Annotated in this window: 9 protein-coding genes; 7 read left to right on the top strand and 2 right to left on the bottom strand. The window is 45.3% G+C overall.

Features of this window, described 5'->3' with window-relative positions; genetic code table 11:
- Nucleotides 1-118 precede the first annotated feature (118 nt).
- Nucleotides 119-4021 carry an ATP-binding protein gene (locus L1283_RS22290; protein WP_088162361.1) on the bottom strand — a complete coding sequence of 1301 codons (3903 nt, stop codon included), beginning with the start codon at nt 4019-4021 and terminating at the stop codon, nt 119-121.
- 214 nt (nt 4022-4235) lie between these two features.
- On the opposite strand from L1283_RS22290, the gene L1283_RS22285 reads away from it, so the two are divergent.
- The 5 genes from L1283_RS22285 (at nt 4236) to L1283_RS22265 (ending at nt 8739) form a co-directional block, all read left to right on the top strand.
- Complete coding sequence (locus L1283_RS22285; RefSeq protein WP_088162362.1) at nt 4236-4418, top strand: hypothetical protein; 183 nt, start codon at nt 4236-4238, stop codon at nt 4416-4418.
- Nucleotides 4419-4463: 45 nt separating this feature from the next.
- Complete coding sequence (locus L1283_RS22280) at nt 4464-5195, top strand: PRC-barrel domain-containing protein (RefSeq protein ID WP_088162363.1); 732 nt, start codon at nt 4464-4466, stop codon at nt 5193-5195.
- A 243-nt stretch (nt 5196-5438) separates the two neighbouring features.
- Nucleotides 5439-5597 (top strand): hypothetical protein, encoded by a 159-nt coding sequence (locus tag L1283_RS22275; RefSeq protein WP_157698528.1) that lies wholly within the window; start codon nt 5439-5441, stop codon nt 5595-5597.
- A 387-nt stretch (nt 5598-5984) separates the two neighbouring features.
- Nucleotides 5985-6536 (top strand): ferritin-like domain-containing protein, encoded by a 552-nt coding sequence (locus tag L1283_RS22270; protein WP_088162364.1) that lies wholly within the window; start codon nt 5985-5987, stop codon nt 6534-6536.
- 13 nt (nt 6537-6549) lie between these two features.
- On the top strand, nt 6550-8739 hold the full coding sequence (locus L1283_RS22265; RefSeq protein WP_429626461.1) for a catalase: 2190 nt from the start codon (nt 6550-6552) through the stop codon (nt 8737-8739).
- Between the two features lie 85 nt (nt 8740-8824).
- Here the strand turns inward: L1283_RS22265 and L1283_RS22260 are convergent, their stop codons facing one another.
- Nucleotides 8825-9289 carry an ankyrin repeat domain-containing protein gene (locus L1283_RS22260; RefSeq protein ID WP_349681250.1) on the bottom strand — a complete coding sequence of 155 codons (465 nt, stop codon included), beginning with the start codon at nt 9287-9289 and terminating at the stop codon, nt 8825-8827.
- Between the two features lie 234 nt (nt 9290-9523).
- Here L1283_RS22260 and L1283_RS22255 point away from each other — a divergent pair, with 234 nt between their 5' ends.
- Together L1283_RS22255 and L1283_RS22250 are read left to right on the top strand one after the other, a co-directional pair.
- Entirely contained in the window at nt 9524-14830 is a 5307-nt protein-coding gene (locus L1283_RS22255; protein WP_429626460.1) for a translocation/assembly module TamB domain-containing protein, read from the top strand.
- Nucleotides 14796-17126 (top strand): BamA/TamA family outer membrane protein, encoded by a 2331-nt coding sequence (locus tag L1283_RS22250; protein ID WP_429626459.1) that lies wholly within the window; start codon nt 14796-14798, stop codon nt 17124-17126. Before L1283_RS22255 ends, L1283_RS22250 begins: the two co-directional genes overlap by 35 nt.
- Nucleotides 17127-17147 lie beyond the last annotated feature (21 nt).

The following is a 17147-nucleotide window of genomic DNA, read 5'->3' as shown; positions in this document are numbered from 1 at the left end:
TACTCTTACAAACCTATCAAACGTGATTATTTTTTAAAGCCACATATCGGACAAAGAACAACACAAATTGGACATTCCCAACCACCCAAAACAATAAACAACACTAACAATCAACCAATTACAAATAACCTTCCATATACACCTTTGGTGACATCCCAAATTCCGATTGAAAACATTTTGAGAAATAAGAAGCATTGGAGAATCCGACCATATACATCACCTCGGAAACGGTAAACTTTTTTTGCTGTAATAACAGCGCTGCTTTCTTGATACGAATGCTGCGTATATACTCCACCGGTGTATAGCCTGTTAGTTGCTTAATTTTACGATGGAGTTGTCTGGCGGCGACATCCGTGAGCTCACTGAGCCGCTGCACCGAAAATTCCGAATCGTCCAAATTTTCTTCGATCAGCTGTGTCACATTGGTCAGAAATTTTTCATCCGGTGAATGTACAGCTATTGCTTCTGTGGGTTTACTGATTTCGTCGATACGCAATTGAGCGACAATCTTATCTTTCCTATCCAAGAGCTGCAATAGCTGTATCTGGAGCAAGTCCAGATCAAAAGGTTTCGCCATATAAGCATCTATGCCGACGGCAACCCACTCGCGTCTGATCAGCTCATCGTCTTGTGCTGTCAGCAAAATGATCGGAATAGTTGCCGTCACGATATTTTGTCGTAGTTTTTTCACCATTTCAATTCCCCCCATATTGGGCATCATGGCATCCGTGAGAATAATGTCGGGCACAAAACTATGTCCGTCGATCAAGCGTAAGCCCTCGCTACCATCACTCACAATGCGGCAATCGTAATGCGACTGCATGGCATTTCGTAAAAAATCAGCGAGTTCGGCATTATCTTCGACGATCAGTAGCTTTCGTTTACCCCCTACCGGTATGCTATCGGTCGCATCCTTATCGTTTACATGGTCATGTTTCCAACTAAGCGTTACGGCTGTGCCCTTTTGATCGCTCGCTATATCAACGCTCCAGCCCAACTGCTCACAATAACTTTTGACCAGGTACAGACCAACGCCCGTGCCCTGTACAGCACTCACTTCTTTCAGGGAAGAACGATAGAATTTGCTGAAGACATAAGGTAGGTCTTCAGGTGCTATACCAATTCCCGTATCCCGAACGATAAGCTTGACATCCGGACCAATTACTTTCAGCTGCAGTTCCACGCTACCCTCCGGACGATTATACTTACAGGCATTAGCGATGAGGTTGTTGAGAATCGATCCCAGTTTGGCTACATCGGTCTGTATAAAAAAGCTCTCTACATCGGTAACAAAGTCAATATGGACGGTACTGTACTCAGGTACCTGCTGCCAGTCAGCTATAATTTGTCTGCTATAGGCGACCAGATCCATCTGAGAGGTAAGCAGGCCCTGCAAGGGCGTCTGTTGCTGCTCGACCTGATCAAAAGTCATCAATTCCTGGATGAGATGGCTTATTTTTAAGGCATTTCGATGAACACCATCCAACTGCTTCTTTTTGTCACTGTTCTTTGTCTGCCGCATCATTTGGCTGACAGGGGCCAAAATCAGGCTTAACGGGGTTTTCAGCTCATGCGACACAGCTGCCAGGAAGTCCATTTTCATCTTTGTGAGCTCAAGTACCTTTCTCCGTTCGCGCCTTTCCCATTTTAGTGTACTGCGAACCCTGAAAAAATTGACGACCCAAAATAGCAGGAAAATAACAACGAGGACGTAAGCAGCTTTGGCCCAATAGCTTGCATACCATGGATAACGGATCTGAATATGGTAGGTATAAATCTCCGACACAACATGACCGGCGACATCCACTTTAGCCAACTGAAGGTCGTAGTTACCCGAACTTAAGTTGGACAGGAGCACTTTGTTGTCACCCCGTTCCATCGGAATCCAGGTTTCATTTTTTCCTTTAAAAGCATAAGCTAGGCGATAGCCTAAATGATTTCCATAATCCAAATCGGAAAATTCAAGCCGAAGGTTATTCTGATCATGCGCCAAAGTGATCTCGTTTTTATACCGTAAACCATAGTCGTAATTACCGAAACGTTCATTATTGACATACATTGCGGTGAGCACAATCTTTTTGGAACCATCCAGATCCGCTTGCTCATTTTGCGCGGGCAACAGGACCAGCTCATCAATTCCGCCCAGCACCACTTCCTCCCGCTCTGTATCGTAATACATCGAGGATATCCTTTGCCCGTATCTTAATAGTTCAGTTTTTAAACTCTGCTTATTAACCTGCCACACTCCAATACTCGTTGCCAGCCAGATGTTTTCTTTGACCTCGGCCATGGCAGTTACTTCACCTTTACCAACAGGATCAAAACGAACCAATGTATTTTTCCCATCCGGAGCAATACGCCTCAATTCGCCATGTTCCCCTACCCACACCGTATGCTGTCCATCCTTCAGCATAAAGGTCGCCTGATCCAATGCATGCCCAGCGCTGTCTTTAAGCTCCGTTATTTTCCCTGTGGCCACATCAATGCTACTGATCCCCTTATTATAGAACAGCGCCAAGATCTTCCCCCTACCATTGTCAACGATCTGATTGGCAAAATCTTCCAGAAGACCGTCAGCTTTACTGAAATTACGGCTTGCTATGACCGGGCCCTTGGCTTCCAATAAACGGCTTCGGTTGACGACAAATATTCCCCCCATATAGGAGGCCACCCAGAGATTATCCTGTCCATCTTGCAAGATGTCGTACGACCATTTCGCATTTCGTCTTCCACTGGCATCGACAATTGTAAAGGTTTTAAACTGTTTCGTATGCGCATCAAACACATTGACGCCGCCGTCTGAGGCTATCCACACCAATCCCGTATGATCCTCAAATATATCCCGGATACGGTTGTGTGCCAGACGATAGGTCTTGGCATCCATACGGTACCAGCTGCTTTCCGTATTTTTGTCGTCCAGCCCACGTACACGGATCAAACCATTATCGCCGCCCAGCCAATACCAGCCATTGCGATCCCTGTTAATTTTATAAAAACGGTTGCCGTCGCTGCTCGCAGTCAATTGATAGATCGGCAGTATTTTTTCCACCTTACGGTTGGACCATAAGGAAAATCCCAGGTCTGTACCCAGCCAGATATTTTCCGACCGATCCTTAAAGATACTCCACACGATGTTATTGGCCAGCGAGTTTCTATTGCGGGAATCATGTTTGATCCGTTTGACCAACTGCTGATCCAGCTGATACGTAAAAAGACCATCATCCGTACCGACAAGCAAGGTGTTGGAATCTTTGGAAGCCATCGCTTTGATGGGATGATTTTGTAGTACCGGAGTTTTCTGAAGCGTATGGTTCTTCGTATTATAGCGATACAGGCCGTATTCTGTCCCCACATAGGTACTTGCTGATTCCGGAATAGAAAATATAGAATTCACAAATTGATTACTCCCCGGCCTATAATCTGGGAGCGGTAGAGGCACAATATCTTTTTTTGATGAATTTAATTCAAAAAGTCCATTATATGTACCGATTAAGATTCTATCGCCCACCTTTTCCAGTGCATACACGGCGGTTTTTGATTTGTTCTTTGGAAATGAATTCTGATAATCGATAAGTTTACGTGTCTTGGTATTATAGCAATACAAACCACTTATTGAACCGATCCACAAGGTATCGCCAACAAGGAGCAAAGACCTGACATCTCCAGGTCCCCCTGCCGGAAAAGATTCAAATCGGTCGAACTGATAGTTATAGAGCAGCACCCCCTGCCCTGTCCCCAATGCGAAATGTTTATTATCGATCAGTGCAATGCAGTAAACGAAAGTCTGAAAAGGAGATTTGGTCCCCGTGAGCGGCTGCAGCGCATAGCCATCATAATTAAATAACCCATTGTTACTTCCCAGCCAAAGCATCCCCAAGCTATCCTGTGCAAAAGAGTGGACTGTATTTGCATTCGTTCCCAAGGAAATATTGCGAAAAGAGGGATAATCCAGCGATTGCCCGAAAACAGCCGTACCCACGAAGGAACAGACAAGTAACCAATAGAAATAAAGAGACTGCATTTTTTATAAGCGCTATACCACAAACTTAATTATTTCAAATGGAATACTGCTTATCCAATCAATTGTGCCAAGCGAAAATAGCGTCCTTTACGCCGATGTGCAACTCTTACTTTTCTACCGTTTTCAAGCTGACTTTTACCTGGCAATCTTGCTTAAACGAAATTTTTTCAAACGAAGCCCCATAGCGGTTGTTCTTTTTTAAAAAAAAGTATATATGGCACATTTAGAAGTAAAACCGAGAAACGGAGCGCCCTGGTGGCTATGGCTGCTGCTTTCACTTATCGCGCTGGGATTGGTCCTGTATTTTATAAACCGTTACAACAGTGACGCCAGGTTAAATAACCCCACTCCAGATACAAGCATTAACGAAACAGCGCCGCAAACAGATACGCTTTAGACTCCGTTGCATATAAAAAATTGATCACCCAATAAAATTGAAGACATGGCATTAGAAGAAAAAAAATATAATCATCTGATTGAACTCGGTGGAAGCGACTACGAAATTGTCGATGGCGAACCTGATATCCGGGGCTGGAAAGTAAAGAATGAGGCCGGCCAACTGCTCGGCAAGGTAGATGATCTGCTCTTTGACCCTGAAAGCCAACAGGTCCGTTACATCATTATCGATCTCCATGACGCCGAATTTGTTATTGACGAAGATAAGAAAGTATTGGTCCCCATTGGACTGGCGTCGCTTTACGATGGCACACAGATTCAGGCCAGCAATGAGGAAGCTTACCCGACTCCAGCTGTCGAACCGATCGACCATAGCGTGATACTAACAGTAGACGAAATCCCAACGGAAGAACCCGCAACCGATTATCTGTACAATCCTGCCGATGATGGCGAAGTTGTGGTGATATCCGTCAACGAAGATCAGTTAATCCGCCTGCCTGCTTATCAACAGGATCAGCTCGATCCCGAAACAGAACTTAGTATCCGTCATGTATTTGAAGGCACCGGCGATGTGGGTTTTATCGTGAACGAAAGCAGCTATCACCCGACGGAATTCTATGATCATTATCACTTTAGTGAAGACACGTTCTATAGCGGCGGGAAAAAGACCGAAGGTCTTCCGCCGGATCAGACCCAACGGACCCGAAGAGTGACTGCCAGACATGAGCAAACCACAGGACATGAGCCAGGCACGCTCGACAATAACAGTGAATTATAGGATAATCAGATATAACTATTATATCAGGAACTATTACATCAGGCTTAAATTACAGCATTTATTTAAGCCTGATGTCTATTTATAGCTATTTTATCGGGCCGTATTTACCGAATTAACTTGTTAAAATACCCAAAACACCAGTATTTTATAACCTATCGCACAAAATAACTACCCAAATCCCTCTAACGTCCTATAAACTGCATTAAAATTGCAGGATTTGTAGAAAATCAATACAAACCGGTTATGAAAACAACATATAAAAACATCCACGAAAAGAATAGACAAACCATCAGGAGGTATTATGAAAAATATAGCTGGTATAAACTTGACCGGGAGGAGCTGGCACAGGAATTACTTATCCGCGGCGGTTTTCTAGCAATTTTTACCTGGCTGCTATGGTAAGCCGCTGTTCAATTGAATTTACGCGTATTGGTCTTTCTTAAGTGATGACTTATTCATCTACCTTGCCTTTTGCATATAGTAAATCATCACCGGTAAGCATGGTTTTGCATATTGGATAGATGACGGTATCAGCCCATAGCGGATTGCTGTTTAAATCAGTGGACCGATCAAATTTTGCAGGAAAGACTGCTTGTCCCAGTCATGAAGAATGTTTTTTTAAAGCTAGGCACCTTTCCACCTAGCTTTTTTTTATTGTATCCAGTTTTGTTTCAATAGCTTGAACGCTTCCGCATATTGGTTGCTTTTTTGTAAAAAAGCAAACGATTTATTTCGGGCATCCGTTCATGAAGTAAACATAAGTTTATTTACTTTTCTAAACATTGGATTATGAAACAAGAAACTGGAACTACGCCAAAATTTAAAGTTAAGGCTACTGTTAAAGCTGATCCAGCGTTGCAGGAGCTCTTTTTGGATGAAATAATGGACCTCTACTGGGCCGAAAACCATCTTGTCAAATCGTTGCCAAAAATGATAAAAGCGGCATCATCACCGGCATTGGCCACTGCTATCGAAAATCATCTCAAGGAAACAGAAGAGCACGTTTCGCGGCTGGAACAGATATTCAAGCTATTGGGCAAAGAAGCACTGGCTAAAAAATGTGATGCAATGGAAGGGCTTACCAAAGAAGCGGAGGGCGTCATCGAAAGTACTCCAGTGGGGACCGCAACCCGGGACGTGGGTATTATTTTGGCTTCTCAAAAAGTAGAGCATTATGAAATCGCCAGCTATGGTGGTCTGCTCCAGCTTGCTGCCACATTGGGACTGCAAGAAGTGGCCGAATTGCTTGAGCTGACACTCGGAGAGGAACAAACGGCTGACGCAATGCTCACTGAGGTGGCTGAAAATAAAATTAACTATACGGCGGCACAAGAATTATAACACATCAAGTAACATGAAAAAGAGAGAAACAGAAATAAAAAAGGGCAAACAGCCTGAAAACGAAAAAACAAAATCATTAGGTCAGCATATAGCCGATGCGACCGGCCAATTGATGACCACCGACCAGGGAGTGAAGATCAACGACGATCAAAATTCATTACGTGCAGGTGACCGCGGAGCTACGCTGCTGGAAGATTTTATCCTACGGGAGAAGATTACCCATTTTGACCACGAACGTATCCCCGAACGCGTGGTGCATGCCCGGGGATCGGGCGCACATGGCATTTTTAAGTTGTACAAACCGCTGGGAGAGCTGACCAAAGCTGGTTTTTTGAACGATACAGAAATAGAGACCCCGGTATTTGTACGTTTTTCTACGGTCGCTGGTTCCAGGGGATCCACAGATCTGGCCCGTGATGTTCGTGGCTTTGCCGTCAAATTCTACACACAAGAAGGAAATTTCGATTTGGTAGGCAACAATATGCCGGTATTCTTTATTCAGGATGCTATGAAATTCCCGGATCTGGTACATGCCGTCAAACCTGAACCGGACAATGAAATCCCGCAGGCAGCTTCCGCACATGATACTTTTTGGGATTTTATTTCCTTGATGCCGGAGTCTACCCATATGATCATGTGGTTAATGAGTGATCGAGCCATTCCACGCAGCTACCGGATGATGGAAGGCTTTGGCGTACACACATTTCGATTTATTAATAAGAAGGGAGAAGCCACCTTTGTTAAATTTCATTGGAAGCCGCTTCTGGGGGTACATTCCGTCGCTTGGGATGAGGCGCAAAATATTTCAGGTAAGGATCCTGATTTTCACCGGCGCGATCTTTGGGATGCTATCGAAAACGGCGCATTCCCGGAATGGGAGTTAGGCGTGCAGATCGTTCCAGAGGCAGATGAGTTTAAATTTGATTTTGACTTGCTAGACTCTACCAAAATTATTCCTGAAGAACTTGTCCCCGTACAGCGAATTGGAAAAATGACGCTCAATCGTAATCCCGACAACTTTTTTGCGGAAACGGAACAGGCCGCTTTTCACATAGGCAATGTCGTACCAGGGATAGATTTCACCAATGACCCCTTATTACAGGGACGTCTCTTTTCATATACGGATACACAATTGATTCGCTTAGGTGGTCCCAATTTTCACGAAATACCAATTAATCGGCCAATTAACCCATCATACAATAACCAGCGAGACGGATTTATGCGCCAGAGGATTGACCGCGGAAAAACTAGCTATGGGCCAAATTCGCTCGGTGGTAACGACCCTGCCCAGGTGAAGGAGGCAGATGGTGGCTTTACGAGCTATCAGGAACGTATTGACGCGAGAAAAGTGCGAGCACGTAGCGATAGTTTCCGCGATCATTTTAGCCAGGCAAGGTTGTTTTTTCACAGCCAGTCAGAGCCCGAGAAAAATCATATTATTGATGCGTTCAGTTTCGAATTGGGGAAGGTAAAAACCGTCGCTGTAAGGCAACGTATGATTGGTATCTTGTCTTTAGTGGATAAAGGCCTTGCTGCTGAAGTAGCGTTTGCACTTGGATTAAAGGTGCCGCAGGAACCCAAAAAGCCGATCAATCGCAGTTTTCCAGCCGATGCTGACCCCGAAAATTTTGAGCCTATCCAAGTTGAAGGAAAGGTTAAAGTTTCACCTGCATTGAGTATGAAAGATACGGTAAAAGATAGTATCCAAAGCAGAAAAGTAGCCATACTTGCTGCGGATGGAGTTGATGCGGTATCTCTGCAAACGGTAAGCGAAGCGATTGTAGCCGCTGGTGCGGTAGTGCATGTTATTGCCCCGAAACTGGGCGAGATCACGGCCTCTGATAATTCGAAAATCCCGGTTGAAGAGAGCTTCCTGACAGGGGCATCTGTACTGTATGATGCTGTATATGTGCCTGGTGGAAAAAATAGTGTGGCAACACTGGAAGCGGAGGCAAACGCGGTACATTTTCTGAATGAAGCGTTTAAACATTGTAAAGCAATTGCAGCGGATGCGGATGCAATTCAGGTATTGGAAGCTACTTATTTCTTCGATAAGCTTCCCGACGAATTTTCAGAGGAAACTGTGCTTGAAGAAGGAGTCATTGTCGAAAAAGACGCCAGTTACTTAGCGGAGAAATTTGTCAAAGCAATTGCGCAGCACCGCTTTTGGGAGCGTGAAAAACCAAGACAGGTACCGGCTTAGAAAAGTGGCGGTAACAATAAAAAAGCCCGGTAATACGCCGGGCTTTCGCTATTTAAGATGGTATTTATCCGATCGGATCTTTTCTTTAGTTTGCCAGTATCGCAATCGCGCCTTCATTGCCCTGCTGGGCCGCAAGGTCGCATACAGAAAGCCCGCGAACATCAAGGAGCGTTGGATCTGCGCCCTTGTCGAGCAACAGTTTTAACACATCATTTCGGCCAAACATGGCCGCAAACATCAGTGCTGTACCGCCGTTGCCATGTTGTAGGTTTAAGTTTGCACCATGTTGAATGAGAATCTCAGCGATATCCTTATAGCCTTTGAAGGCAACCCCCATCAATGCGGTATTGCCACCATTATCCTGTGCATCAACATCGGCGCCAGATTCGAGCAATAGCTTAGCCGCGGCGAGCTGATTATTATAGCAGGCGATAATCAACGGCGTGTAGCCTTTGGTGTCACGGCTATTTAAATCTACCTGCTGTCGAATAAGTTCCTGTAATACTTCGACATTGCCTAGGCGGGCGGCATGTATAATTACTTCTGTCATCTGTGTCATATCGGAATTGTCCTTATTTATAACTAAAAATTACTTGTTTAAGTTATTACAGGAACAAAAGCTAAAGTACAAGGGTTTGGAAAATATTGATCTGCACCGTTTCCCAGCTATTCTTACCTGGTTGTTATAGTAAGGTAACATATACCCAAGGAGATATCAATTCATAATATTCAAACCATTTGCAGTTCTGTGTTGTCCTATCTGTAAACTTAAATCAACAACACATTGAACAGATTTACACGAATTGCTTTAAAAACAATATTGTGGATTATCGGAGGAATAATTACGCTTCTTATTCTTATCGTTTTCCTATTACGCCTACCCAAAATACAGAATTATATTGCTGGAAAAGTAACGCATTATGTCGAAGGAAAGATCGGCACCCCTGTCAAAATTGGTTATATCAATATTGACTTTCCTAAAAAATTGGTTCTGGAAGATATCTATCTCGAAGATCAAAGTAAGGATACTTTAGTTGCCGGCAAAAGCATAGCGGTCGATATCAATATGCTGAAACTTTTGAAGAATACTGTGGAAATCCAAAGCCTGGAAGCCGATGGAATTACCGCCAAAATACGTCGCACCTTGCCAGACAGTGCCTTTAACTTTGATTATATTGTTAAGGCCTTTGCTTCTGAAAAGGAAAGTGAGCCTACCGCAGACACGACTTCAGCACTGCTGTTTAACCTGGATAAGGTTAAGTTTTCAAAAATACATGTGGTCTATGCCGACGAGGTTATCGGCACCAGTGCCGATGTCTATCTCGGCAGCATAAATACCAATATTAAAAAATTTGACTTGACCAAAAACATGGCCTTTGACTTGCCTAAAATTAAAGTCGACGGGCTAAATGCAACGGTAAAACAATGGAAACCAACAACTGATGGATCTGGCCCTTCGGTTGAAGATTTTGGTATCACCGATAAAACTGCACAGACCACATCCCTCCTTCCTGATGTAGGCATACAGGTAGCCGAGCTCAGTAATGTGCTGGTTCGTTATGAAGATGAATCGAGTGCACTTAAATCTCAATTTATCCTGAAAAACTTCTATGCCGCTATCAATAAGATCGATCTCAACAAAGAATTTGTCGACATCCAAAAGCTCGATCTCGACGGTTCGGATAATAATGTCCTGCTGGGAAAAATCCAAAAATCTTCGGTCTCAGCAGCAAAAACCAGCGAAGTTGAAGCCGACAGCAGCAGCGCTGCAAAGATGAACTGGATCGTTTCGGCAAAAGACATTAACATCAATAATACCAATATCCGATTTAAAGACGACAACCAGCCCCGCATCAAGGGATTCGACTATTTTAACATCCAAATGCCGGCTCTCAAAACCAGGCTGACTGATCTCTACTACAGCGCCGATTCCATCAGTGGATCATTGAAAGAGCTTATCGCTGCCGACCATTCCGGTTTTGTCATCAAGCAGCTGAAGGCTGATTTTAACTATAGCAATACCGGTGCGGAAATTAAAAATCTATATGCGGAAACTCCTCGTACCCTGATCCGCGATTACGTTAAGCTAAGTTATCCTTCTCTGGATATCATCGGCAAAAAGCCAGAACTGATCACGGTCAATGCCAACATCACAAAAAGCCATATCGATATGCGCGATATCCGATTTCTAGCGTCCTTTCTGGACACCATGCAGGTGATGAAGCCCCTGCTCGACAAGAAATTTTATATCGACACCCGCGTGGCCGGCCGTGTCGATGACCTGCATATTCCGAATATCGATTTCAGGACACTTTCCAATACCCGATTGATTGCCAGCCTGCATCTGAAAGGACTACCCGATATGAATAAATTGTCGGTAGACCTCAACCTGAAAAAACTGACGACCGGCCGTTCGGATATCGAAAAACTGGTTTCCAAATCGATGCTGCCCCAGAGCATCGAGCTGCCCAATACCATCGGTCTGAGCGGAACTTTTAAAGGTGGAATGACTGCCTTCAAGACCAACCTCGCATTGGTGACCGAAAAAGGCACTGCCAAAGTCGATGGAACGGTCCAAATGACCAAGCGCGATACCTTATACGATGCGGCAGTCAACGTTCGTGACCTCAATATTGGTCAAATCATGAAAATGGACAGTACCCTGGGCATCCTTTCGTTCGAAGGAAAAATCAAAGGCAAGGGTACCGATCCTAAAAAACTGGTGGCCAATTTTGACGGTAAAGTGAACCGGCTGGATGCCATGGGCTACCGCTACCATGATATCGACATGGATGTATCGGCCGATAAAGGTGCGATGAAGGCATCCATTCTGAGTCCCGATCCGAACATCAAACTTAAGCTGAATGCCAGCGCCAATATGAAATCGACTTATCCCAAAGTAGCATTCGAACTGCTGGTCGACAGCATCAACCTGCAAAAGTTACACCTGATGCAGGATGCGCTCAGCTACCGGGGTAAGCTGAGCGGTAACTTCAGCACAGCAGATCCAAACTTTTTGAATGGTGAAGCGCATATTACCAATTCGTTGATCCAATATAACTCCGATCGTTACGCACTGGATACTGTCTCACTCTTGGCCAAGGCCGATACCAGCCGCAATCAGCTGGTGCTGCGTTCTGATTTTCTGAATGCCCACCTGGTCGGCAAATACAAAATTCTGGAGCTGCAAAGTGCCGTCCAAGATTTGCTTCAAGTTTATTACAAACCCGAAAAGCCGGTCAAGATTCCGGCCTACTCACCTCAGATCATCGAATTTTCGGCACAGCTGACCCGCAATAGACTGATTCAGGATTTTCTGCCACAGCTGACAGAAATGAAAGCCATTACCTTGGATGGTCTCTTCAATAGTACCTCCAAAAACCTCTCGGCCAAACTGGATGCTCCACACATTGTGTATGCGGGTACAGCGATTGACAATGTGACCCTGGATATCAACAGTCTGGATAGTGCGCTCTATTATTCGGCCTTAATCTACAAAGTTAAAATGAACAGCATTGAGCTGACCAATACGGTTTTCAGTGGTAAGGTTGCTCAGAACATCGTCAACATGGGGCTTTGGATCAAGGATAAACAGGACAAAGAACAATACCACCTGGGCGCCAACATGGAGGCCAAAAATGGCCTATTTGAATTCAGCCTCCTACAGGACGGCCTCATGCTCAACTACGATAAGTGGGAGGTAGCGTCCAACAACCGCTTAAAATTTGGCAGCGCAGGACTGCTGGCCAACAATTTTGTCCTGAGCAACAAGGGACAGGAACTGCGCATTGCGTCACAGGACAGCATCCTGAACTCACCAATTGATGTGGCGTTTAAAAATTTCCGTATCGAGACACTGAGCAAGATGGTTATGAGTGATAGTCTGGATCTTGGCGGCGGCATAAACGGACAAACGACGCTATCCCGACTGGAAAGCAGTCCGGTTTTTATTGCAGATATGACCGTAGATAAGTTTTACTTCGGAAAAGATACCGTGGGCAACGTCAATATCAAAGTTAATAATGAACGCGAAAACACCTACAATGCCCATGTGAGCATTACCGAAAATGGTAACAACCTCGTCCTGAGCGGTGATTTTATCAATCCGCCGCAAGGCGACGCAACGCTCGACTTCACACTGGATATCGCGCCACTGACGATGAAGACGGTACAGGCATTCAGCATGGGAAATCTGAAGGATGCCAAGGGTAACCTGGAGGGCCAGCTAAAAATAGCAGGATCGCCTTCAAAACCACAGATTAGGGGTGACCTTGATTTCAGGGAAGCCGAGTTCAATGTGGCCATGCTCAATGCCCTATTCAAAGCAAAGGACGAACAGATCCGTTTTGATCAAAATGGAATATCGTTCCCCAAATTTGAACTCGAAGACAGCAAAGGCAATATTGCCCAGGTCAGCGGTTCTGTCAATACCCAGACCTATACCGATTTTGACTTTGACCTCAACATCGTCATGGACAATTTTGAAGTACTGAATTCCACGCAGGCAGACAATGATCTATTTTACGGAAAAATGTTTCTTGGCACCGATCTGCAGATCGGCGGAAATCTTAACAAACCGATTGTTGACGGTACCATCAAAGTACTTGACAGTACCGATTTTACCATGGTAATGCCCAACAATGATCCCGGTATGGCCGATCGGAAGGGTGTAGTCGAATTTGTAGACAAACGCGATACGGCCACCGCAAATGCCCTTGCCCGATTAGATTCCATGACCGTCACCAAACTGACGGGCATAGATGTCGACCTGAACCTGCAGACCGATAAGGATGCTAAGTTTAAGATTCTGCTTGATGCAGGCTCGCAGGATGCCCTAAACATTCAGGGCGAGGCCGAATTAAATGCCGGCGTAGATGCCAGTGGTAAAATAACCATGTCGGGCACTTTTACCGTGGAGAGGGGAAGTTATTCGTTCAGTTTTGGACCTGTGAGCAGAGACTTCAAATTTCAGAAAGGGAGTACAATTACCTGGAATGGCGATCCATTGGACGCGCAGCTCAATATTACGGCAGTGTACACCTTGAAAGCCCCTACCCTGGAACTGGTTGCGCCACAGCTTGGTACGCAGAACGCAAACTTGTATAAGCAAAAGATACCTTTCGACGTGCTGCTGAAAATTTCAGACCAACTGTTTCAGCCACAGCTCAATTTTGATATCGACCTGAATGCCAACAATGCCATCGTATCGCAGGATGTGATCAGTAAGGTAGACAATGCACTGACCACCTTACGTGATAATCCTTCCGACCTCAATAAACAAGTCTTTTCACTGATTGTGTTGGGGCGCTTTATGTCGGCCAATCCATTTGAAAGCCTTTCCGGTGGCGGAGGTACAGAGGCACTGGTACGCAATAGCGTCAGTTCGTTTTTGAGTTCGCAGCTCAACCGCCTGGCCTCCGATTTAATTACGGGAGTTGAACTTGATTTCAACCTGACCTCAGCAGACGATTACAGCACTGGAACTGCCCAGACGCGTACCGACCTGAACATCGGGGTGTCCAAAATGCTGCTCAACGACCGACTGAAAGTAAATATCGGATCCAATTTTGAAGTAGAGGGAAATTCACGACCAGGAGAAACTGCCAATAATATTGCCGGTGATATACAGCTGGATTATCAGCTTTCCCAAGATGGGCGCTACTTTGCGCGATTCTACCGCAAAAACCAATACCAGGTCACTTTGCAAGGACAGTTTGTTGAAACCGGTATCGGTTTTATCATTACTATGGATTACAACCGATTTAAGGAGATCTTTATGCGCTCCAAAAAACTCAAGGAATATTACAATACGGGCAGCAAGAAGTTTAGGAAACGTTTTGATGTCGAGCGTATGGAACAGGATTCGGCTTATCGGGACAGCGTCCGCACCGTCATCCGCGACAGCCTGATGCTCCATAGCCCCGAATACCGCAAACGCATGGAAGAACAGGAAAAAGAACAGCAGCGCCGCCAGCAGGTGGACAGCACGGCAAACAGCGCAGGGAAAAAGAGTACGCCGAAGCAGTTAGATACGATCAAAACCACAGCAATTAAAAATGAAGACGAGGAAAGGGCTTACCATGCAAATTAAACTACAGGGGCTGATTGGCCTATTTATAATAAGCGGCATCATTGCGGCCTGTTCGTCGACCAAAAACCTGCCCGAAGGCGAGAGCCTTTACGTGAAAGGAAACGTGAACATCGCATCCGATACCATTTCGAAGAAAAACAAGGAGAAACTGGCGACCTACCTAGCCGAATCGCTGCGCCCCAAACCCAATAAGCGGGTGCTGGGCATGCCCTATAAGCTTTATTTTAACAATATGGCGGGCGATACCGCCAACAGCAACTTTATAAAACGTTTCCTCAAAAAAATTGGCGAGGAACCTGTACTACTGAGCGATGTAAACCGGGAGTACAATGAAAATCTGCTGCGCAACCGGCTGGAGAATATCGGATTTTTCAATGCCGAAGTCACCTCCGATACCACAGTTGAAAATAAAAAAGCAACGGTAGACTATACCGCTAAGCCCAATCTGATCTACCGCATTAAATCAGTCACCTTTGATGTGGACAGTACGACCCAACTCGGCCGCGATATCCAGGGGACTTCCGGCGAGAGCCTGCTACGGCCAAACAACAACTATAGCCTGGATGTGGTACTCAATGAACGGGACCGGATAGACAATGTCCTTAAAAATAAGGGCTACTATTATTTTAGCCCCGACTATATCCTGGTACAGGTAGACAGCACCATCGGGGATCATAAAGTCAACCTCTATGTGACCGTAAAAAAGGAAACGCCCGAACAGGCAAGAACTGCGTCCAAAATCAATAAGATCTATATTTTCCCAAACTATACCGAAACCGGAGCTGGCTACCAGCGGTCGGCCCGGAATGCCGAACCCTTTGATAGCAGTTATTATTTTATCGATCCAAAACACAGCTTTCGCAAACCTGTTATTGCCAATCACATCTTTTTCAAGCAGGGCGACCTGTACAACCGCGATGCCCACAACCGGACCATCAGCCATTTGGTGAACCTGAACAGCTGGAAATTTGTTAAAAATAACTTTGTGGACAGCAAGGAAGTACCCAATGCGCTGGATGTATACTATTACCTCACTCCCCTGCCGAAGAAATCCATCCGTGTAGAACTGCTGGGAAAAATGGCTTCCGTCTACAACGGGACCGAAGTGAATGTCAACTGGACTCTTCGGAATGCCTTTAAGGGCGCCGAGAAGCTCAATATCAACGTATTTGGTGGTTACGAAATACAAACGGGTGGTAATGCCGATCTGAACTCCAGCTATTTCCGCTACGGTACCGAGGCAACCTTGACCTTCCCGAGGATACTGACACCATTTGGCACCATTAATCCTTCCCGTCAATATATTCCGAATACCTATATCAAGGCACGCTATGAATTTTTAAACCGGCGCAAAGCCTATACGCTCAATTCGATGGCGCTGAGCTACGGTTATACCTGGCAAGAGAACGAAGAGAAACAGCATGATCTGGCGCTGATGGAAATCACCTATGTACAGCCGAGAGGTATTTCGGAAAGCTACAAGATGCAGATGGATACCATTCCGGCGCTGCGGCATGTAATTGATCCCCAATTCACAATTGGGCCCAATTATAACTTCACCTTTCAGAATACCATGAAAAAGCACCTGCGCAATACGTTTTATTTCAAGGGAAACCTGGACCTTTCGGGCAATATTCTGGGACTGATCAAAGGTGCAGACTTTAATAAGGGCAAGACTTTTAAACTTTTTGACGCCTACTTCTCGCAGTATATCAAAGCCAGTGTGGATGGCAGGCATTATTTCAAGCTCAGCGAAAATTCACAGATCGCATCACGGGTGAGTATAGGGATGAGCTACTCCTATGGCAATTCGCGTTCCCTGCCCTATCTTAAGCAATATTATGTGGGCGGACCAAATAGTATCCGTGCCTTTGGCGCACGTGCGATCGGACCGGGTACAGTAGCTCCGGAAAGGCTGGGCAATGGACTTTTCTATGCCGATCAGACAGGCGATATCAAGCTGGAGCTGAATACCGAATACCGGGCAAAAATTGCTGGTCCTGTCCATTGGGCCGCCTTTATCGATGCTGGGAATGTATGGCTGCAGCGGGACGATGAGACCAAGCCAGGCGGTAAATTCAGCAAGGATTTCCTGCAGGAACTAGCCGTCGGCGGCGGCTTGGGATTACGGTTTGATTTTACCTTTCTGATCCTGCGTACCGACTTTTCCATCCCGTTCCGTATCCCCTATTTACCGAAGGGCGAGCGTTGGGTATTTAAGGATATCGACTTTGGAAGTTCAAGATGGCGAAAAGATAATCTGATGTTTAATCTTGCGATCGGTTATCCATTTTGATCTAGTCATGTCAACGTAATG

This window comes from Sphingobacterium sp. HSC-15S19, from assembly GCF_050433745.1.
GTDB classification, from domain to species: domain Bacteria; phylum Bacteroidota; class Bacteroidia; order Sphingobacteriales; family Sphingobacteriaceae; genus Sphingobacterium; species Sphingobacterium siyangense.
Note: the sequence above shows the minus strand (reverse complement) of the source record. Positions and strands in the feature narration are given on the sequence as shown.